The sequence below is a fragment of the Nocardioides bizhenqiangii genome (genome assembly GCF_034661235.1).
Taxonomy (GTDB): domain Bacteria; phylum Actinomycetota; class Actinomycetes; order Propionibacteriales; family Nocardioidaceae; genus Nocardioides; species Nocardioides bizhenqiangii.
Genome location: NZ_CP141059.1, coordinates 1,575,503 through 1,595,482, shown reverse-complemented (window position 1 = coordinate 1,595,482; position 19,980 = coordinate 1,575,503). Strand labels below are relative to the sequence as shown.

Genomic DNA, 19,980 nt, shown 5'->3' with positions numbered 1-19,980 from the left:
GAACGACTGGTCCCTCAACCGGGAGGCGCGGCGCGGCGGGCCGCCGCTCCCAACCGCCAGCCGCCGCCGGCGTCCTCGACGAAGCCCTGCTCGGCGAGCCGGCCGAGCGCCTTGCGCACCTCGACGATCCCGAGCCCCGCCACCTTCGCGATCGAGCCGGCGGGTGCGCCGCTGGCGGCGGGGACCGCGTCGAGCACCTGCCGCTGGCGCAGGGAGAGCCGGTCGCGTGGCGTCTGGGGTCCGCGCGGGTCGACGGTGAGGTGCTCGCCGGCCCCGCCGGTCAGCTCAAGGACGTCGGCCCCCGAGGTGACCAGGGTCGCCGCTCCAGAACGGACCAGGAGGTGGCAGCCGGCCGACGTCGCCGCCGTCACCGGCCCCGGCACCGCCATCGTGACCCGATGGAGGCGCTGCGCCCAGTTGGCGGTGTTCAGGGCACCACTGCGGGCGGCGGCCTCGACGACGACGGTCCCGCGCGTGAGTGCGGCGATCAGCCTGTTGCGCGCGAGGAACCGGATGCGTTGGGGAGCAGCCCCGAGCGGGGCCTCGGACACCACAGCGTGCTCGGCTGCGAGGTGCTCGATCATCCGACGGTGTGCGGTCGGGTAGGCGCGGTCTGCCCCGGAGGCGAGCACGGCCACGGTCGGCGCGTTGACGCTGACCGCACCGCGATGAGCGGCGTAGTCGATGCCGAACGCGGCGCCGGAAACCACCGGCCGTCCCGCCAGTCCGATCTCGGCAGCGATGTCGGCAGCGATCTGTTCGCCGTAGCTGCTGGACGACCTGGAACCGACCAGCGCGACCGCGTCGGCGAGGGAGTCCAGGCGGAGCGGTCCCCTCACCCATAGGCCGATCGGCACGCCCGAGCGCTCGTGGAGCGGCTCGACGCCGTGCAGGTCGTCGAGCTGGCGCGGCCATTCGTCGTCTCCCGGGATCAGGAAGCGCACGCCGAGCCGCGATGCGTGCTCCAGCGTCGCGTCGACATCGATCGAGGAGAGTCGCGCCGCGGCCGCGGTCAGCAGTTCGTGCCGCTCGGGATCGGTGTGCAGCGAGGAGAGCAGCTCCCGCCCTCCGAGCTCGTGGGCGAGCGTGGCGAATCCCCAGTCCCCCGGCTCGCTCACCAGGCTCAGCGTCAGACGCGCGCGCCGTTCGTCCTCGTGCGCCTCGCTCATCCGGCCTGCTCCAGCCGGGCGAGCCGCATGTCGAGCGGGTCGCCGGCGCGGAGGCGGAGCGCGAGAGCGACCTCGTCAACGCCCGGGACGACGTCGGCACCCGAGCGCACGGACGCGAGATCGGCGATGCTCCACGCAAGCCGGGCCACCCGGACCGCACCGCGGCCCGTGAGTCGACCGCGGTAGCACGCCTCGTCGACGAGGCGCTGCGCGTCGCGGGTGACCGGCCAGGTGTCCTTGAGCCGCGCGCCCGGGATCTGGCTGTTCAGCCGCCAGCTGCGGTCGGTGAACCGCTCCGTCTGGCGCAGTCGGGCCGCGGCCACCCGCTCCCGGACCTCCGCCGACGTCTCGGTGGGTCGCCACGGGTCGTCCCGCGCCCCCCGCACCGGGACGAGGTGCCGGCTGATGTCGATCCGGTCGGTCACCGGACCCGACACCTTGGCGCGGTAGCGGCGGCGCACCGGCTCCAGGCACTCGCACCGGTCCTCGCCGACACGGGTCGAGTAGTTCCCGCACGGGCACGGGTTCGCGGCCAGGACGAGCATCATCCGCGCGGGCAGCGTCACCGACTCCTCGCGACGGGCCACGGTGATGTCGCCGCTCTCCAGCGGTTGGCGAAGGGCGTCGATCACGTCCGCGTGGAACAGGGGAAACTCATCGAGGAAGAGGACCCCGCAGTGCGTGCGGCTGATCTCCCCCGGCCGGACCTGGCCACCGCCGCCCCCGACGATGCTGGCCTTGCTCGCGTCGTGGTGGGGGGCCGAGTAAGGCGGATCGGTGATCATGCCGCGCGCCGGGTCCAGCGTACCCGCGAGCGAGTGCACCGCGGTCAGCTCCAGCGACTCCTCGGGAGTCAGTGGCGGGAGGATCGTCGGGATCCGCTCGGCGACGCTCGTCTTGCCGGCGCCCTTGGGCCCGGAGAGGAGCAGCGAGTGCCCACCGACGGCGGCGACCTCGAGTGCGTACTTCACCTCGTCGAGACCGTCGAGGTCGGCCAGGTCGACCTCGTCGAGCCGCTCCGCGCCGCGCCAGCCGAGCAGCTGGGTGCCGGAAGCCGCGGCCACCGGAGGTGCATCGGGCAACAGCTCGTCGTTGAGGACCGCCACCACCTGTCCCAGCGAGCGGACGCCGATCACCTCCATCCCCGGCACCATCCGTGCCTCGGGCTCCTGCGGCTCCGGCACGAACACTCGTCGGATGCCACGCTCCGCCGCGGCGAGCACCATCGGCAGCACCCCGACCGCAGGACGGAGTCCGCCGGAGAGCGTCAGCTCGCCGACGAAGGCCGCGCGGTCCAGCGAGACCGGCTCCACCTTCTCCGCGGCCGCCAGCACGGCGACCGCGATCGCGAGGTCGAAGTGCGTCCCCGACTTCGGCAGGTCCGCCGGCGACAGCAGGATCGTGGTGCGCTTGGTGGTCGGCCACCGCAGGTCACTGTTGATCACGGCCATCCGCACCCGCTCCTGGCCCTCGCGCAGCGCGGCATCGGCCCGACCGACGACGGTGACGCCTACCTGCCCTGGAGAGACGTCGGCCTGCACGTCGATCAGGTGCCCGAGGGCGCCGTTGAGCGCGACGGTGTGCGCAGTGGCGAACGGCATCAGGACAGCCCGGCGACGTGGTCGACGACGGCGGGCCCGCGCCGCGGTCGGAGCACGGCGACGAGGTCGACGCGGGTGCCGTCCGGACGCACTCCCCGGTCGGTCGCCCAGCGCTCCCCCAGCCGCTTCAGCCGCGCCAGCTTGGCGTCGGTGATCGCCTCGTGCGGCGTGCCGGCCTCGGGGCTGGTGCGGGTCTTGACCTCGCACACCACCAAGGTGGGCCCGTCGCGCAGGACGAGGTCGATCTCGCCCTCGTCGCACCGCCAGTTGCGCTCGAGCAGCACCAGCCCCTGGTCGACCAGGTGGCGCGCCGCCACGTCCTCGCCGTAGCGCCCGAGCGCCTGCCGGGCAGCCGCCGTCGTCGTCGTGTCTGTCATGTCCGCCAGCCTGGCGGGGGGTCGCGACCACGGGGGTCGGCTCCGGCCGACGCTGTGGAGAGGCGCGGGCGCGGACCGAGCTGTGGACGGAAACTGGGCTCCCAGCGATGAGGAGCTCGAGCCGGGGTTGTCGGCCTCTTCCCGGGCCGACCAGCCGTTCAGCTGACCCGCACCGTCGCGGAGTACTCGAGCTGCTCGGGGAGGAGCTGGTCGGCGAGCGGCGCCGAAACCACCATCGGGTTGTCCTGGTAGGCGTAGCTGAGGGTGACCGTGATGCACTCCCCGGTCCCGCAGGCCACTGCCGCGCCGACGTCGCAGACGAGCCCACCGGCTCCGCACTCCCTGTCGACCGCCGCCATCGCATCGTTCACCGCGGCCAGCGCCTCGGCCTCGCGTTCTGCGGGGTCGAGCTCGACCGCGGCGGCACGCGCACCTTCCGTCGCCGCTTGGCTGAGTGTCTGCCGGAACGAGAGCATCATGCCGAAGCTGATCATCCCGAACACGAGCAGCAGGAGGAGCGGAACGATCAGCGCGAACTCGAGGGCCGCTGCGCCGCGGTCCTGCCGATCGACCCGGCGCCGGGCGGCTAGCACCCGCAGCGCTCGAGAAATGACCCTCACGACTTCTCTCCTGTACTCCCGCACACGCTCACACCCAACCAAGCCGGACAGTAGCGTCGTACCGTCACCGCGTCGTCCGATTCCGGACGAACCAACCGCTCGGTCCGGCCGCCTAGTCGTTCGTGACTACTGCGACGGACCCTGACGGATCGGCCGACAGCACGCCGTGGTGGGCTGCCGGCGATCGGCGTTCCTGCGCCGGGGTCTCGCACGGTCCCCGCCTACCCGCGCAGGGCCGGCGAGGCACACACGGGCGTGGGCAGACCGAAGAAATCGGCTCCGGCGAGGGTGATGCCCATCCCCGTCGCCAGCGGTCCGACGATGTCGTTGACCTTCTGGACGAGAGGGTCGACCAGGTGCAGCTCGCTGCGGATCAGCGCCATGATCGTGTCGAGCATGGGATTCACGGCGGCGTCGAGAGTGCTCGTCGGAACGTTGATGCCCAGGACCTTGACCGGACCGGTCTGCAGCGAGCCGGCGACCCTCCGCACGGTCAGCGGGTTCATCTCGATCTCGGCGGGCGGCGCCGGCACCGGCTGGCCGTACTGCTGTGGCGGGTACTGGACGTCGACGCGGGTCGGTCCCACCGGTCCGCTCGAGCCGTCGGCCTCGATGGCGACGTTGAAGGTGACGGGGATCTTGACCGCCGGCACTCCCAGGACCGTGGCCTCCACCGTGCCCTCGAGCCTCAGCCCGCCGGTCAGCCTCAGCCGGATCAGGTCGCGCCAGATGTCGGCAACGAACCGGTCGGGATCGCAGCTCACCTCCACGAGTCGGCCGCGGGCGCCCGCGACCTCGATGTCGATCTTCAGGGGCGACTCGTTGTTGGGCTTCCCGTCGTCGCCGATCAGGCTGAGGGAGATCAGGGGCGTCTTGACCAGGGGGATGTGGAGCAGCAGCTTGGCGTCCGCCGTGAGCCGGGCCTGTGCGGTCTTGGCCTCGTCGTCGTCGCAGGCCCGGCGAGGGAGCTCGATGATCCGGAACTGGAGGTTGGTGACGCCGACCGAGGGCACCCCGGCCTGGAGGTTGGGCAGGTCGATCAGGTTGGTGCCGTTGGCGAGGAAAGCGGCACCGATGAGCATGTCGAGCGCGTTGAACCGGACGGCGAGAGCGGCGTCGGACGAAGTGGTGAGACCGAACAGGTCGCGCAGGTTGATCGTTGCCGGAACCACCGCGGATGCAGCGGAGTCGAGGACGGCGGCTTCCGCGATCCGGCCGTCGCTTCGCAGTGCGAAGGCCATCGCCCGGAAGAACGAGCCCACGCTGACAGAAGGCATCGCGAGCAGCCCGTCCACGGTCCCGATGCCGATCGAGGGCGCACTGAGGATGTCGAGCAAGGACACGTCAGCACTGGCCAGGCCCTGGTAGCCCGCCATCCGTACCGTCGTGCCGCCGATGATCGGCCCGAGGAGCTCCTCGAAGAAAGGGGCCGCACCAGGCGTGATCGAGGCTGCGTAGGAGCCGATCTGGAAGCAGGCCGCGGACCGCGCCTCGGCCACGGCTCGTCGATCCGTGTCGCCGGTCGCGAGCCCGGTGACGCCGGCGAAGGCGAAGTCGACCGTGGTCGCCGCCTCCACCCTGACCGCGGTGGGCACCCCGGACGCCATCTCCTGGAAGTCGCCGTCGAGGAGCCTGCCGAGCTCGATCTCGAGCTCAGGCAGGTGTGCGTCGTACCCGATGACCTCCTGGTTGCGCTCCCGCGAGGCGGCCGCGTACCCAGGCATGAGTGGCGCCAGCTCAGCGACGGTTCGACCGTCGAGCTCGCGGGCGAGGTCGAGGGCGACCACGTCGGCCAGCGCCTGCATGTCCGCGCGAGCGACGCGCTCCACGCCGATGTCCACGACGACCGCACCGATGCCGAGCAGGATGACCATCACCAGTGCGCTGAAGACGGCAACCGATCCCCGCTCCTCCCGCATCGCGGCGCGAGAGGTCCGACCGCGGGTCCCGTGTCCGGACAGACTCCGCCACAGCATGCGCATCTCCCACACCCTCCCTCGGGAACGGTCCACTGCCGAGGTCTCGAACCCGTCCGGGCTCACGGTAGGGCGTGGTCGTGCCTGGACGAGCCTGCACGGAGAGATTCCGTCCGATCGCCGCCGGGGATAGTCCTAATGGACCAGGACGTTCGTCATGCCTTCGGAGGCTCGATGTCGGAGGTCGCGAGCTCCTCGACGTTGACGTCCTTGAAGGTCAGCACCTTGACGTTCTTCGCGAACCGCGCCGGGCGGTACATGTCCCACACCCAGGCGTCGCTGATCGTCACCTCGAAGAACACCTCACCTGCCTCGGTGCGGGCCTTCACGTCGACGGAGTTGCAGAGGTAGAACCGACGGTCGGTCTCCACGACGTACTTGAAGATCTTCACGACGTCGCGGTACTCGCGGTAGAGCGTCAGCTCCTGCTCGGTCTCGTACTTCTCGAGCTCCTCGGCACTCACCTGGCCGACTCTAGCCCGGTGCGACACATCTCAGTCGTAGCGCCTCGCCACCACCGCCTGCTGGTCCACCGAGCTGCCCCGCTCGATGGTCCACACGACTCCGCGTATGGGCACCCGACGGACCTCGCTACAAACCGGCCGGCTCGACGACAGCGGCCTCCTCCATGCCGGCAGCATCCTCGAGACCAGCCGCACGACGGACGTTGACGAACCGCATCCGGTGGACCGGGCACGGCCCGTGCTCGGCCAGTGCCGCGGAGTGGGTGGGCGTGATGTAGCCCTTGTGGGTCTTGAAGTCGTACGCCGGCCACTGCCCGTCGAGCTCGTCCATCAGCCGGTCGCGGGTCACCTTCGCGATCACGGACGCCGCAGCGACGCAGGCGGCGACCCGGTCGCCCTTCCAGACCGCGAGCCCGGGTGCACCGAGGCCGTCGACAGGGAACCCGTCGGTGAGGACGTACGACGGCGCGACGTCGAGCTTGGCCACCGCGCGCCGCAGCGCCTCGACGTTGGCGACGTGCATGCCCATCCGGTCGCACTCCTCGTGGGACATCACCACGACCGACCAGGCGACGGCACGCCGCACCACCTGCTCGTAGCAGCGCTCGCGGGCCTTGGCGGTGAGCAGCTTGGAGTCCGCGAGCTCGGGCACGATCCCGGCCTTACCTGCCGGCAGGATCGCGGCGCCGGCGACCAGCGGACCGGCGCAAGCTCCGCGTCCCGCCTCGTCGACGCCGGCGATCGGCTCGATCCCATGGCGGCGCAGGACGCGCTCGTAGCCGTAGAGGCCGGCGTCGCGTCGTACCGTCAGTCCTCGCGGCAGCGTCGACATGGTCTCTCTAGGTTAGTCCTGAGCGGGCGGGTCATCGGGCACGTCGTCGAACACGCCCGGGTTGCTGATCCAGTCCCACCGGTCCTGCGGCCAGACCAACGAGAAGACCTTGCCCACGACGAGGTCGGTGTCGACCCACGGGCTCTTCGTGCAGTTCTCGACGCCCTCCTGGCACATGTGCGCCCGGGAGTCCGAGGACGAGCCACGGTTGTCGCCGAGGACGAAGAGCTTGCCCTCCGGCACCGGCTCGGTCTTCCACTCACAGCCGAACCCGGTGCCCTGGCCGGCGCACTGCCTCCGCTTGGCGATGTAGATCGACTCGTCGACCGGCTCGCCGTTGACCAGGATCCGTCCCTCGTCGTCGCAGCACTCGATGACGTCGCCCTCGGTGCCGATGACCCGCTTCACCAGGTGACCGCCGGTCGGGTAGAGCCCGATCTTCGACAGCACGTTGGCGAGCCCGGTCGGAGCCGGCTCCTCGCCGGTCAGCCAGCCGCCGGGATCCTCGAAGACGACGACGTCGCCGCGCGCCGGATCGCCGCCGAACCAGTAGGAGACCTTCTGGACCAGGATCCGGTCGTTGCGGATCAGGCCTGGCTCCATCGACTCCGACGGGATGTAGAAGGCTTGCACGAAGAACGTCTTGATGACGACCGCGAGCACGAGTGCTATACCGAGCAGCAGGACGCTCTCCTGCCACACCGGCAGGTGCTTGCGCTCCTTGGCGTCATCACGCGCCTTGGTCACCGGGGCAGCCGCCTCGTCGCCGTCGGCTGCCGCGTCCGGGGCGCCGTCGTCGCGGCCGTCCGCGGAGTCAGCCTCGGGGGCCTCGTGGATGGCCTCGGGGTCCCCAGGGGCGTCGGTCGTCACAGGTACTGACTCTAGCCAGGGCCCGATCAGGCCTCGCGGCGCTCCTTGATCTTGGCGGCCTTGCCACGCAGGTTGCGCAGGTAGTAGAGCTTCGCCCGGCGCACGTCACCGCGGGTCACGATCTCGATCTGCTCGAAGATCGGCGAGTGGAGCGGGAAGGTCCGCTCGACACCGACGCCGAAGGAGACCTTGCGGACGGTGAAGGTGCGGCCGACGCCGCTGCCGTGGATGCGGATCACGACGCCCTGGAAGATCTGGACCCGGGACCGGTTGCCCTCGACGACCTTCACGTGCACCTTGACGGTGTCTCCCGCGCGGAAGGCGGGGATGTCGTCGCGCTTCGCGGCGTTGCCGAGCTCGGCGACGACGGACGGGCTGGGGACGTTGCTCATGATGGCTCCTCGCGAGTGCGCACAGGTCAACCGCGGATTGGTGTCGTGATCCTTCGTTCGTGGCGACGCGTACGACGGTTCCCCTGTGGCAGAACCAGTTCAACGCCAGAAGCGTTCGCATCACCGACGGACGATCATCGCACAGGAGCGACTGCGGCCGGAAATCGAGGTACGGCGCCTCAGGGACGCGCAGGCGGGTCCGGCGGGCGACGCCGGGTCGGCTCGCTCGGCGGGGGCGGCGGGGGGTACGTGGGCTGCTGCGGGGCAGGCGGCCGCTGGCCGGCGGGAGGCGTGCTCGGCGGCGGCGGCCGGTGGACCGTCAGCGGGGCCTGCGGGGACTGCGGGTGCTGCGGGGCCTGCGGGGACTGCGGGTGCTGCGGGGCCGACGGCGCGGCGCCGTACGCCGGCTGCTTGACCTTGCGTCCCGCCCCGGTGAAGAGCGCCACGAGGTAGACGACCAGGGGCAGCAGGGCGGTGACGAGCGGCAGCGCGAGGAAGAAGGCGCGCGTCTCGTACTTGGCCTCGGCGGCCTCGACGTCGAACGTCACCCGGTCGAGGTAGAACTCCATCTGGTTCCCGAACGACGAGGCAGGGTCGAAGTCCTTGAAATAGTTCACGAGCACCAGGTTCGCTACGAGCTCCATGGCAACCGCTACGACGAGGGCGAGCGCGGCGAGGTGCAGCGGCGGCCGCCACTTGAGTGCGAGCAGGCCCCAGACCCCCACGAAAAGGCCGATCACGTTCGCGACGAGGAACAGCCAGGTGTAGGCGAGCACCTCGCCCGGAGAGTCCTCGTCGGGCCACCCGAAGTCGTTCAAGTTCAGGACGTGCATGACGAGGGCGACCGCGGAGGCCAGTCCCCAGAGGATCATCAGCAGCGCGCAAACGATCGCGAGCGGGCGCAGCTTGCGATCTCCGGGATTGGCCATGTCCTGTTCCTACCGCAGATCGGGCCGGGCGGGAACCGCTTCGCCCAGCGGACCCCGCGTTGGGATGATGGACCCGTGACCGCCGCCGCGCCCCCCGCCGACTGGGCGCCCCACACCTTCGAGCGGCGCCCCTATCGGCAGCGGGTCGCCCGCGGTCCCCGCGCCGACCGACAGCTCCGGGAGATCACGGTCGCGCTGCCGCCGTTCATCCGCGACCGCGACTACCCGATCGACCGGCCCCTGGCCGCGATGACCACGGCGAGCGCCGGCGACCTCGGCCATCTCGACCTTGTCCACGGCCGCACGCTCGAGGCGCTCAACCACCTGCAGCTGCGTGCCGAGGCGGTGGACTCGTCGAAGATCGAGAACGTCGACGCCAGCCTCGCCGACTACGGCCGGGCCCTGCTCGGCGTCGGCGCCAACGCGTCGGCGGTCTCGATGGCGTCGGCGACGGCGGCGCTCACGCGGATGATCCGCGACGCGGAGACGACCCGGTCCGTCCGGCAGGAGGCGATCCTCCGGGCGCACGACGACCTGTTCCGACGCCATCCCGACGAGGCGCACCGCGCCGGCACGTTCCGCACCACCCAGAACTGGATCGGCGGCAGCGACTACTCCCCCGTCGGCGCCCTCCACGTGCCGCCGCCCCCCGAGACCGTGCCCGAGTACCTCGAGGACCTGTTCGCGTTCGCCAACCGCGACGACGTGCCGACGCTGGTGCAGGCAGCGATCGTCCATGCCCAGTTCGAGTCGATCCACCCGTTCATCGACGGCAACGGCCGGATCGGGCGCGCCCTGATCCACGCAGTCCTCCGCCGCCGGCGGGCCGCCCGGCACCTCACCGTGCCGATCGCTTCCGCACTGGTCGCTCACCGAGAGCGCTACTTCGCAGCCCTCAACCACTACCGGGCAGGGTCCGCGGCGCCGCTGATCGCGATGCTCGCGGCGGCGACCAGCACCGCCACCGCGGAGTCGTGGCGGACCGCGGCGCACATCAAGGACCTTCGCAACGAGTGGCACACGGCGGTCGGCGGCTCGCGCCCGGGCACGGCGTTGCACCGCCTGCTCGACCTCCTCACCGAGGAGCCGATCGTGAACGTCGCACTGGTGACCGAGCGCATCGACGTGTCCGAGTCCACCGCTGCGGCGACCATCGAATCCCTCGCCGATGCGCGGGTCCTGACCAGGGCGGCGAGGTCGCGACGGACCCCCGTGTGGCTGGCGCAGTCGGTCCTGGACGAGGTCGAGGACCTCAGCCGACGGATCCAGGCGTCCAGCAGGCGGCTGGGCGACCGGTAGCGGCCCCACAAGAGGCCGCAGGTCCGCCCCGGGGACCGGGACGGACCTGCGGAGGTGAAGCCGACGATCAGTCGATGGCGTAGCCCGTGCCGTGCAGGGCGAGGTCGAGACCGGCGATCTCGTCCTCCTCCCTCGCGCGGAACCCGATGGTCTTCTCGATCGCCATGCCGACCACGTAGGCCACGATGAAGGAGAAGGCCGCGACGGCGAGCGAGCAGACCACCTGGGCGACCAGCTGGTCGGCGTTGGCACCGTAGAACAGGCCGGTCTCCGGGAAGTAGGCCAGGAACCCGAGATACCAGCAGCCCACGAAGCCCGCCACCAGGTGGATGCCGACCACGTCGAGGGTGTCGTCGAAGCCCAGCTTGAACTTCAGGTCGATCGCGAAGGCGCAGATCACACCGGCGATGAGACCGAGGACGAGCGCGAAGACCGGGGTCACGTGGGCGCAGGCCGGAGTGATCGCGACCAGACCGGCGACGACGCCGGAGGCGGCGCCGACAGCGGTCGGCTTGCCCTCCCTGAAGTGCTCCACGGCGATCCAGCCGAGCATCGCAGCGGCGGGAGCACCGAGCGTGTTGAGGAAGATCAGACCCGCGCCGGCCTCACCGGTGTTGAGACCGGTGTTGAAGCCGAACCAGCCGAACCACAGGATCGCCGTACCGATGAGGACGAGGGGCACGTTGTGGGGCTGCGCCTCCTCCTTGGAGAAGCCGACCTTGCGCTTGCCCAGGACCAGCGCGAGCGCGAGCGCAGCCGCACCTGCGTTGATGTGGACGGCCGTGCCGCCGGCCCAGTCGAGCACACCGGTCTCACCGAAGTTGAAGATCCAGCCGTAGTCGGCGTTCCACACCCAGGCCTGGACCGGGAAGTAGACGATGGTGGCCCAGATACCGGCGAACAGCATCCACGGCCAGAAGCGGGCACGGTCGGCGATCGAGCCGGAGATCAGCGCAACCGTGATGATGGCGAACGAGCCCCCGAAGGCCACACCGGCGAGCGGGGAGCCCTCGGTCACCTTGGACAGCTCGGTCAGACCGAAGTCGGAGAACGGGTCGCCGACGAACTCCCCGAGGCCGTCGCCGGTGAGAGCGCCCATGTTGAATCCGTACAGGATCCACAGCACGCTGATGAGACCGAGCGAGCCGAAGCTCAGCATCATCATCGAGATCACGCTCTTGGACTTCACCAGGCCGCCGTAGAAGAAGGCGAGACCCGGTGTCATGAAGATGACGAGTGCGGTGCTGATCAGCAACCACGCGGTCGAGTCGGTCATTGATACCTCTCGGAGATTCTCGGGATCATTCGCGAGACAGCCGCACTGCCGGCCCACGTTCGAACGAGATCTTGGCGAGAGGTCGTTTCACCTCACGACCGGACGTGTTTCGTCGCTGTTACAGGTCCGGCCCGGAGGTTTCAGGCGTCTACACGCCGCGGCTTGGTCAGCACCACCGCGCCGGCGGGCGCGGGGAGGTCTCGGCGGAGCCGGAACCCGTCCTTCTTGTACATCCGAAGGTTGCGCTCGCTGCCGGCGCCGGTGAAGAGGACGTACGACGTCACCCGGTCGGGCGCGACCGCCTGGATGTGCGCGAGCAGCGCCCGGCCGAGCCCCTCACCCTGGAGGTCGGGCGCGACCATGATCCGGCCGATGTCCCACGCGGTGAGGTCGGGGCCGTCGAGGCGTCCGCGAACGGCGGCGACCAGCCGACCGGCCCGACGCACGACGTAGGTGTCCCACTCGCTCATCCAGGCGCGGACGTCGTCGAGGGACTCGTGCAGCGCAGGGATGTGGACCCCGGGGTTGGCGAGCGCCTCCTGGACCCAGCAGGCGCGCTGGAGCGTGAGCAGCTCCGGGGCGTCGGACGGCACCGCGCGTCGGATGGGCGTGCCGTCGTCGAGCACCGACGGTGCGAGCAGGTCGGGCCGGCGCTCCGCCGTACGACGGCGCGCCTGCTCCCGCCGCCACCTGGCGATCGCACCGTGGTCGCCCGACCGCAGCACCGCGGGGACCTCGCGGCCCTCCCAGACCGGCGGCTTCGTGTAGACGGGGTACTCCAGCAGGCCGCCCGTCGCTGCCGCGTGGGACTCCTCGACCAGTGAGTCGGCGTTGCCCATGAAGCCCGGCAGTAGCCGGACCACGGCTTCGGTGATCGCCATCGCGGCGACCTCACCCCCGTTGAGCACGTAGTCGCCGAGGCTGATCTCCTCGACGTGCGCGACCTCCCGCGCCCGCTCGATCACCCGATGGTCGATGCCCTCGTAGCGTCCGCACGCGAAGACCACGCGCGGCCGGGCGGACAGGTCCTGCGCCTTCCGCTGGTCGAAGCGATCACCGGAAGGCGTCGTGAAGACGACGGTGGCGCCACGGTCGATGTCCAGCGCGGCGAACGCCTCGCCCCACGGCTCGGGCCTCATCACCATGCCCGCACCGCCGCCGTAGGGGGTGTCGTCGACGGTGCGGTGGCGGTCGTGCGTCCAGGTCCGGAGGTCGTGCACGTGCATCTCGAGCAGGCCGCTCTGCACCGCCTTGCCGGGCAGCGACAGCTGGAGCGGCGCCAGGTAGTCCGGGAAGATCGTGAGGTAGTCCAGCCGCATCATGGCGCGTCCTCGTCTCCCTCGGGGAGCGGCTGCACCAGCCCGGGACGGTCGGCGATCACGACCCGACCGCCGGCGACGTCGACCTCGGGCACGAGCGCGGCGACGAACGGGACCAGAGCCTCGCGACCGTCGTTGGTGCGCACCCGCAGCAGGTCCTGGGCGCCGTGCACGAGGCCGGCGATCTCCCCGAGGTGGGCGCCGTCGACGTCGTACGCCGCCAGCCCCTCGAGCTGGTGGTCGTAGAACTCGTCCGGGTCGTCCGGTGTCTCGTCGGCCGGCACCGTGGCGCGCAGCACCACCCCGCGTGCGGACTCGGCGGCGTCACGGTCGTGCAGCTCGTCGAACGCGACGAGCAGCGTGGACTGGTGCCAGCGCACGCGCCGGACGGTCAGCGTGGCGTGAGCGAACGCCGAGCCGCGGGGCGGCTCGGCGAGCAGCCGCGCGAGCGGCTGGAAGCGGCGGTCCGGCTCGTCGGAGCGGACGTCGACCGTCACCTCACCGCGGATGCCGTGCGGCTTGCCGATCCGGCCGACGACGACCTCGATGCTCTCCACTCGTTCCCTCTCGCTGGTCCTCTGGAAAAGCCGAAGACGGGCGCCGCCATCATGGCAGCGCCCGTCCCCGTTCGTTGTTCGATGAACTCGCTCAGCGGCGGCCGGGCCGGTCGACGTCGACGAAGTCGATCCGAGTGCCGCCGTTGCCGGCCAGTGCCGAGATCACGATGCGGAAGGCGGTCGCCGTACGGCCGCCACGACCGATCACCTTGCCGAGGTCGTCGGGGTGCACCCGGACCTCGAGCACCGAGCCGCGGCGCAGCTGCTTGTCGCGCACCACCACGTCGTCGGGGTGTTCGACCACGCCACGGACGAGGTGCTCCAGCGCGTCGGCGAGCATCGGCTCAGGCCTCGTCCGTCTTGGCGTCGGTCTTGGCGTCGGTCTTGGCGTCGGTCTCGACGGACGGCTCCTCGGCCGGGGTCTCCTCGGCGACGGGCGCCTCCGCAGCGGCGGTCTCATCAGCTGAGGGCTTCGGCTCAGCCGAGACCGCAGCCGTGGGCTCCTCGGCCTTCGGCTCCTCGGCCTTCGGCTCCTCAGCCTTCGGCTCAGCCTTCGGCTCAGCCTTCTTCTTGGCGGTCACCGCGGAGGCCTTGGGCTCCTTGGCGGCCTCCTTGAGGGCCTCGTTGAAGACCTCGAGCTTGTCGCGCTTCGGCTCCTTGACCTTCAGGGTGCCCTCGGTGCCGGCCACGCCCTTGAACTTCTGCCAGTCGCCCGTGATCTTGAGGAGGACCTCGACGGCCTCGGTCGGCTGCGCGCCGACACCCAGCCAGTACTGCGCCCGGTCGGAGGCGACGTCGATGTACGACGGGTCCTCCTTGGGGTGGTACTTGCCGATCTCCTCGATCACCTTGCCGTCGCGCTTCTTGCGCGAGTCGACGATGACGATGCGGTACTGCGGCACCCGGACCTTGCCCAGGCGCTTCAAACGGATCTTGACGGCCACGTCTGTGGTGTCTCCTTGAGAACTTGTGGTGGGTGATCAGCGCCGACCAGGTGGGGAACACCGGCGGAGCGGATCGAGGGCGCTGCGCCGGCCGGTTGAGAGGGACCGAGCGACACAGAACTCAGCCTCCAAGTCTGCCAGACGTTCCCGTCGTCTCACCAATCGCGCCGCGTTCGGCCCCGCAGGACGACGTACGACGGTTCCGCCAGCACCGTGAGGTCCTCGACCGGGTTGGCCGGGTAGACCACGAAGTCGGCCGGGTCGCCCTCCGCGAGGCCGGGGTTCCAGCCGAGCCAGGCCCGAGCGCGCCACGAGGCGGCACCGAGGACGTAGTCCGCCGGCAGGCCCATCGCCGCCATCGCGAGGATCTCCTCGTGCAGGCAGCCGTGGCGGGTGCTGCCGCCGCCGTCACTGCCGACGTAGAGGTCGACGCCGGCGTCGTAGGCCGCCATCAGGACGTCCCGCCGGCTGCGGTGCAGCGCCTCCATCGTGGAGGCGTACGCCGGGAACTTCTCGCGCGCGGCCGCGACGTACTCAGGGAACTTGTCGGTCTGCAGCACGGTCGGCACCAGCGCGACGCCGTTCGCGACCATCTGCTCGACCTGTTGCTCCTGGAGCCCGGTGCCGTGCTCGATGCAGTCGATGCCCGCGTCGAGCAGGGGCGAGAGCGAGGTGGAACCGAAACAGTGCGCGGTCACCCGGGCGCCGAGAGCGTGGGCCGTGCCGATCGCGGCGGAGACCGCGTCGTCGGGGAATGACGGCGTGAGGTCGCCGGCCTCCCGCGAGATCCAATCTCCCACCAGCTTGATCCACCCGTCCCCGGCGGCGGCTTCATGGACGACGGTGTCGACCAGCGCCTCGGGCTCCACCTCGACGCCGTAGTCGCGGAGGTAGCGGCGGGTCCGGGCGATGTGCCGGCCGGCCCGGATCAACCGCGGGAGGTCGTCGCGGTCGTGCACCCACCGGGTGTCGGCCGGGGAGCCGCAGTCCCGCAGCAACAGCACGCCGTTGTCGCGGTCGGCGACGGCTTGGCGCTCGGTCTCGGCGTCGTCGACCGCTCCCCCGTCCTCGAGCCCGAGATGGTTGTGGGCGTCGACCAGGCCCGGCACGATCCAGCCCTCGGCCGCGGTGTCCGCGCCGGACTGGTGCTCGTAGGTGACCCGCCCGTCGACGACGTACAGGTCACGCACGTCGCCATCGGGGAGGACCGGGCCAGAGAACCGAAGAACGGGCGTCGTCACGCTCCGCAACCTATCGATCTCCGATCATCAAATGGGGCGCGTCGCAGCATCCTCTCTGCGTGCCGCGTCCAATAGCGTGGTGCTGCCTACCGGCCCCACAGATCGGACTCACCCATGGAGATCCTGCACTCGGCCATCGCGATCCTGGCCGCGATCGTGCTCATCATCACGTTCAAGGTCGACCCCGTGATCTCGCTGCTGATCGCGTGCGTCTACCTCGGGCTGGCGACGGGGCTCGGCGCGGACGGGACCGTCGCGGAGATCACCGGTGGCTTCGGCGAGATCATGGCCGAGGTCGGCCTGCTGATCGGTTTCGGTGTGCTGATCGGCGCGCTGCTCCACTCGATGGGCACCTTCAGAGACCTGGTCGACATCCTCGCGCGCCGCGTGGGCCGACGCCTGCCCTACGCGATGGCAGGGACGCTCTCCACGATCTTCCCGTCCATCTACGTCGACGTGCAGGTCGTCCTGGCGGCGCCGATGGCCAAGGAGTCCGCGCCCGCGGTCGACCGTCGCCACGGTCTGCCGTGGCTCGCGGGGGCGATGGCGATCGGCATCTTCGCCGGCTACGTCTTTGTGGTGCCGGGCCTCGCGGCAGTGGCGATCGCCGGACTGATGGACGTCCCGCTGGGGACCTACCTGCTCTACGGCCTGCCGATCGGGCTGGTCACCGCGCTCGTCACCACGTTCCTGTTCCGGCTGCTGCTCGGTCGGGGCTACTGGAAGGAGGAGACCGACCTCGACCCCGACGTGGTCATCGAGGAAGGTCGTGTCCACGACGAGACCGAGGACGTGCCGAAGGCCGAGGCGGCCTCGCGATTGCCGCTGTGGGTGCGACTGCTGCCGATCCTGGTGCCGCTGGTGCTGATCGCCACCGGCGCGATCCTCGACGTGGCGGATGCCTCGAACGCGGTGTTCGCCTTCCTCGGCGACGCCAACATCGCGCTCTTCCTCGGGTTGCTGATCGCCTTCGGCATGGTCCGGTCGTCGCTGGGTGCCGACGGGGTCGGGAAGGTCCTCGGAGCCGGCTTCCACACGACCGGCGAGATCCTGCTCGTCACCGGCGTCGGCGGGTCGCTCGGCGCCATCATCGCCGCGAGCGGCATGGCCGAGACGCTCGAGGACCTGTTCTCGGCCGACGAGAACGCCCCAGTGATCATCAGCATCCTGCTCGCCTGGTGCATCGCCGCGGTGCTGCACTTCGCGATCGGGTCCGTGTCGGTGGGGGCGATCACCGCGGCCGGCATCATCTCGCCGATCGTGGGCTCCCTCTCCGTCGATCCCGTCGTCATCGCGCTGGCGATCGCGTCGGGCGCCATGTTCGCGCTCCACGTCAACAGCAACTTCTTCTGGATGTTCAGCACGCTGCTCGATCTCTCCACGAAGGGCAGCCTCAAGACGCTGACGATGGCCACCTCTCTCGGAGCCCTGGTCTCCCTGCCGCTCGTGTTGGTAGCCAGCCTGGTCGCGGCGGCTACCTGACGACGGTGGTGGCGCGTCTGACGGGGCTCAGAGCGCCTCGAGAACCGCCGCCAGCCCCGCCTCGTCGTGGTACGGCACGAACGCGGAGCGGTGTCCGCATGCCGCGTCGATCATCCGCTGGCTCGCCAGCGGGTGATCCGGGTTCCGCAGGTCTCCGATCTCGAGGACGCGGGTCCCGGGAGCTGCCAGTGCTGACAGGTGGAGCGCCGAGCCCGACGCGCCGGCCAGCACCTCGGCGCCGCGCACGATTCTCACCTGTTCGGTGAAGCTGAGCTCTTGAGGATGCACGACCGCGAACCCGGCAGCGGCGAACGTGTCGTCCAGGAGCACATCCCACCGCTCGATGGCCCGGACGCGCTTCTTCTTGGGGTGGAGGGCGTGGAAGCGGCTCCTGGAGAGGAACACCATCCGGTCACTGCCGCGGTCTCGCACCGCCTCCGACATCCGTCGCCAAACCCCAACTGCCTCGGGAAGCGCCCAGCTCTTCAGCAGCAACGGCCGCGAGGGGATCACCAGTGTCTCAACACGGACCGGCTTGTGCCGGACCACTCGCAGCTCGAGGTCGCCGTAGCCAGTCAGCGCGAGCATCTCCCGCTGCCAGTCGTTCGGCTGTGGCGTGGTCATCCCGCCGCCACCTACTGCGGGAGCCGGCGTGCGCACGGCCCGGTGGGCGACGAGCCCGGTGATGGACATCTCTTCCCGAGCGGGCCACAGGTTGGTGACGAGCTCGAGCAGGAAGTGTCCGAAGTGGTGCGACCAGTGGCCCATGTAGAGCCACCGGTCGGAGAGCACCGCCTCCGGTTCGGGCACCCGGATCTCCGCCGGGTCCGCGGCGATCGCCGCCCTCGGATCCCCTCGCCAGAGTCGTTGGGAGCTCGGGACCAGCCGACCGGAACCGTCGTACACGGCCCCCGTCATCCAGCTCCTCGCGGCGAACGTGGCCGGCGTGTGGAGCCGGCCACGTCGGAACGGTGTCAGGGTGGCGTCGACGACCTCGGTGACGGTCACCGGCTCCGCCTGTTCGACGTCGTCCGCGGCCGCCGGCACGCTCCACGGTCCGGCGGCGGCGTGCGCTGCGTCCAACTTGCTGCGCTGTCCGAGTCGCTTCCCGAGCACCTGCCGGCCGCTCATGGGCCGCCGACCGCGGGGAGGCCGGACAGCTGCTCCCACAGCGGTGTGAACTGCTCCCGGCCGGCGCCGCGGTCCCGGAGCTCGGCGACCTTCTCCCAGACGGGCAGGCCGACCACGTCCTCGGGATCCACAGCGCTACGACGCTCGAGCCACCCGTCGGGCACCACCTGCGGATCCGGGGTGGTCAGGGCGGCCTCGATCTCGGCGTAGTGGTCGTCGAGCACCGTCGACGACGGGTCGACACCAACAACCAGGTAGCTGCCGGTGGGTCTCGTGTTCACCGGGACCAGCGTCAGGTCGGAGCGGTACGTCGCCAGGACCTCGTGGACCTTGTAGACGTCGCCGGTCCAAGCCTTGGTCCGCCGGACCCGGAACGCCTCCAGGGAGTTCCTCGGCAGCATGTCGTCGAGGACCACCACGCCTCCCGGCGACATCTGCTTCTCGATGTTCATGAAGTCACGCAGCGCGAACTCGGCCAGGTGCATCCCGTCGATGAAGGCCAGGTCCACGGGGACCCCGTCGAAGTGCTCGAAGGCGTCCGATCTGCGGAAGTAGCTGTCGCTGGTCTCACGGAAGAGGCGGACGTCGCACTGAAGGGGGGCCGTGATCTTGAAGTACGGGTCCACTCCGATCGATCGGGTCCGTGACTGCTGCAGGCTCCGGCCACGCTCGACGCCGACCTCCCAGTACGTCCGCGGACGCAGGTGCTCGTGCAGGGCCGCCAGCAAGGAGTGGCGGGTCGAGGTTCCCGTCGGGAACACGGCCGGCGGATCGGGCGAGGCCCAGGGCAGAGCCCCGCCTTTCTCCTGGTAGCCCTCCGGGTTCTGGCGGCCGAGCGCCTCGATCAGCTCGTCCCGGCTCATCTCCGACCGTCCCGACCGTGCACCGGCCCTGCGGAATGGCATCAGCGTCCTCCACGCCCGTCGGCGACGTACGACTCGGGTGCCTCGCCGTCGGGAAGCACCGGACCAGAGAACTGCATCAGAGGCGTCACCCGGCCGACGTTATCGGGTCGACAGTCCCCAGCCGTAGGGGTACCGCGGGTCGTGGTCGTCGCCACCACCTCGACAATGTCAGAGCAGGGTCAGAGCAGGGTCAGAGCAGGGTCAGAGCAGGTCGAGCAACCACGTCGGCCGGAGCGTCGAGGCGCCGACGCCGGCCACGCGCGCGTCGAGCGCCCGGTCCGCGGTGACGACGGTGACCCGGTCACCCCGCTCGGCAGCGGCCTTCGCCTCGGCGACGATGGTGGCGTCGCCGTCCTTGGGCGCGTGCACGGTGCGCACGTGCGCGTCGCGCCCGGGTCGTACGCCGCCCTTCGCTCCGCCCTCGAGCACGAGCACGACGACGTCCTGCGGCACGTCCGCCACGAGGAGCTGCTCGTGCAGCCGGCGCGCTGCGCCGGCCCGGTCCTTCCACCACCCGTCGGGTCGCGCACCGACGACGTTGGCCGCGTCGACGATCAGGACCGAGGCCACTTGCGGCGCCTTTCGTCTCACGGGGT

The 19,980-nt window shown here is 70.6% G+C and carries 21 protein-coding genes and 1 pseudogene; 2 read left to right on the top strand and 20 right to left on the bottom strand.

The window, feature by feature from the left end; genetic code table 11:
- Positions 1 to 14 precede the first annotated feature (14 nt).
- From dprA to SHK19_RS07740, 10 genes are all read right to left on the bottom strand, one after another.
- Entirely contained in the window at positions 15 to 1,169 is a 1,155-nt protein-coding gene (gene dprA, locus SHK19_RS07785; RefSeq protein WP_322938312.1) for a DNA-processing protein DprA, read from the bottom strand.
- Entirely contained in the window at positions 1,166 to 2,770 is a 1,605-nt protein-coding gene (locus tag SHK19_RS07780) for a YifB family Mg chelatase-like AAA ATPase (RefSeq protein ID WP_322938311.1), read from the bottom strand. The genes dprA and SHK19_RS07780 overlap by 4 nt, the downstream gene beginning before the upstream one ends.
- Positions 2,770 to 3,147, bottom strand: a complete 378-nt coding sequence (locus SHK19_RS07775; protein ID WP_322938310.1) for a YraN family protein — start codon at positions 3,145 to 3,147, stop codon at positions 2,770 to 2,772. Before SHK19_RS07775 ends, SHK19_RS07780 begins: the two co-directional genes overlap by 1 nt.
- Positions 3,148 to 3,305: 158 nt before the next feature.
- Complete coding sequence (locus SHK19_RS07770; protein WP_322458004.1) at positions 3,306 to 3,767, bottom strand: TadE/TadG family type IV pilus assembly protein; 462 nt, start codon at positions 3,765 to 3,767, stop codon at positions 3,306 to 3,308.
- A 221-nt stretch (positions 3,768 to 3,988) separates the two neighbouring features.
- Complete coding sequence (locus tag SHK19_RS07765) at positions 3,989 to 5,743, bottom strand: hypothetical protein (RefSeq protein ID WP_322938309.1); 1,755 nt, start codon at positions 5,741 to 5,743, stop codon at positions 3,989 to 3,991.
- 155 nt (positions 5,744 to 5,898) lie between these two features.
- Entirely contained in the window at positions 5,899 to 6,207 is a 309-nt protein-coding gene (locus tag SHK19_RS07760; protein WP_322458002.1) for a DUF2469 domain-containing protein, read from the bottom strand.
- Positions 6,208 to 6,334: 127 nt separating this feature from the next.
- A complete protein-coding gene (locus SHK19_RS07755; RefSeq protein WP_322458001.1) occupies positions 6,335 to 7,039 on the bottom strand; it encodes a ribonuclease HII in 705 nt (234 codons plus the stop codon).
- Between the two features lie 12 nt (positions 7,040 to 7,051).
- A complete protein-coding gene (lepB, locus tag SHK19_RS07750) occupies positions 7,052 to 7,909 on the bottom strand; it encodes a signal peptidase I (RefSeq protein ID WP_322938308.1) in 858 nt (285 codons plus the stop codon).
- 26 nt (positions 7,910 to 7,935) lie between these two features.
- The gene (rplS, locus tag SHK19_RS07745; protein WP_322457999.1) at positions 7,936 to 8,301 is read right to left on the bottom strand and encodes a 50S ribosomal protein L19; all 366 of its coding nucleotides are present in this window, start codon (positions 8,299 to 8,301) and stop codon (positions 7,936 to 7,938) included.
- 179 nt (positions 8,302 to 8,480) lie between these two features.
- Positions 8,481 to 9,230: a hypothetical protein gene (locus SHK19_RS07740; protein ID WP_322938307.1), complete on the bottom strand. Its 750-nt coding sequence runs from the start codon at positions 9,228 to 9,230 to the stop codon at positions 8,481 to 8,483.
- A gap of 75 nt (positions 9,231 to 9,305) precedes the next feature.
- On the opposite strand from SHK19_RS07740, the gene SHK19_RS07735 reads away from it, so the two are divergent.
- Positions 9,306 to 10,529, top strand: coding sequence for a Fic family protein (locus SHK19_RS07735; RefSeq protein WP_322457997.1), 1,224 nt, complete (start codon positions 9,306 to 9,308; stop codon positions 10,527 to 10,529).
- Positions 10,530 to 10,596: 67 nt separating this feature from the next.
- Here SHK19_RS07735 and SHK19_RS07730 read toward each other — a convergent pair whose 3' ends face one another.
- From SHK19_RS07730 to SHK19_RS07700, 7 genes and pseudogenes are all read right to left on the bottom strand, one after another.
- Positions 10,597 to 11,805: an ammonium transporter gene (locus SHK19_RS07730; RefSeq protein ID WP_322457996.1), complete on the bottom strand. Its 1,209-nt coding sequence runs from the start codon at positions 11,803 to 11,805 to the stop codon at positions 10,597 to 10,599.
- A 140-nt stretch (positions 11,806 to 11,945) separates the two neighbouring features.
- Positions 11,946 to 12,275: a GNAT family N-acetyltransferase gene (locus tag SHK19_RS07725; protein ID WP_405030490.1), complete on the bottom strand. Its 330-nt coding sequence runs from the start codon at positions 12,273 to 12,275 to the stop codon at positions 11,946 to 11,948.
- A 168-nt stretch (positions 12,276 to 12,443) separates the two neighbouring features.
- Positions 12,444 to 13,124, bottom strand: a pseudogene (gene trmD, locus SHK19_RS07720) (tRNA (guanosine(37)-N1)-methyltransferase TrmD); the annotation flags it as partial.
- Entirely contained in the window at positions 13,124 to 13,681 is a 558-nt protein-coding gene (gene rimM / locus SHK19_RS07715; protein ID WP_322457995.1) for a ribosome maturation factor RimM, read from the bottom strand. The gene rimM and the pseudogene trmD, both read right to left, overlap by 1 nt.
- Positions 13,682 to 13,772: 91 nt before the next feature.
- Positions 13,773 to 14,021 carry an RNA-binding protein gene (locus tag SHK19_RS07710; protein WP_322938306.1) on the bottom strand — a complete coding sequence of 83 codons (249 nt, stop codon included), beginning with the start codon at positions 14,019 to 14,021 and terminating at the stop codon, positions 13,773 to 13,775.
- A 4-nt stretch (positions 14,022 to 14,025) separates the two neighbouring features.
- Positions 14,026 to 14,625 carry a 30S ribosomal protein S16 gene (rpsP, locus tag SHK19_RS07705; RefSeq protein ID WP_322938305.1) on the bottom strand — a complete coding sequence of 200 codons (600 nt, stop codon included), beginning with the start codon at positions 14,623 to 14,625 and terminating at the stop codon, positions 14,026 to 14,028.
- Between the two features lie 155 nt (positions 14,626 to 14,780).
- Positions 14,781 to 15,866 (bottom strand): amidohydrolase family protein, encoded by a 1,086-nt coding sequence (locus tag SHK19_RS07700; RefSeq protein WP_322938304.1) that lies wholly within the window; start codon positions 15,864 to 15,866, stop codon positions 14,781 to 14,783.
- A gap of 114 nt (positions 15,867 to 15,980) precedes the next feature.
- On the opposite strand from SHK19_RS07700, the gene SHK19_RS07695 reads away from it, so the two are divergent.
- Positions 15,981 to 17,348, top strand: coding sequence for a GntP family permease (locus SHK19_RS07695; protein ID WP_322457991.1), 1,368 nt, complete (start codon positions 15,981 to 15,983; stop codon positions 17,346 to 17,348).
- A 27-nt stretch (positions 17,349 to 17,375) separates the two neighbouring features.
- On the opposite strand, the gene SHK19_RS07690 is transcribed toward SHK19_RS07695, so the two are convergent.
- The 3 genes from SHK19_RS07690 to SHK19_RS07680 form a co-directional block, all read right to left on the bottom strand.
- Complete coding sequence (locus SHK19_RS07690) at positions 17,376 to 18,479, bottom strand: glycosyltransferase family 61 protein (protein ID WP_322938303.1); 1,104 nt, start codon at positions 18,477 to 18,479, stop codon at positions 17,376 to 17,378.
- Positions 18,476 to 19,342, bottom strand: a complete 867-nt coding sequence (locus SHK19_RS07685; protein ID WP_322457989.1) for a class I SAM-dependent methyltransferase — start codon at positions 19,340 to 19,342, stop codon at positions 18,476 to 18,478. The genes SHK19_RS07690 and SHK19_RS07685 overlap by 4 nt, the downstream gene beginning before the upstream one ends.
- 243 nt (positions 19,343 to 19,585) lie before the next feature.
- Positions 19,586 to 19,954 (bottom strand): hypothetical protein, encoded by a 369-nt coding sequence (locus tag SHK19_RS07680; protein ID WP_322457988.1) that lies wholly within the window; start codon positions 19,952 to 19,954, stop codon positions 19,586 to 19,588.
- Positions 19,955 to 19,980 lie beyond the last annotated feature (26 nt).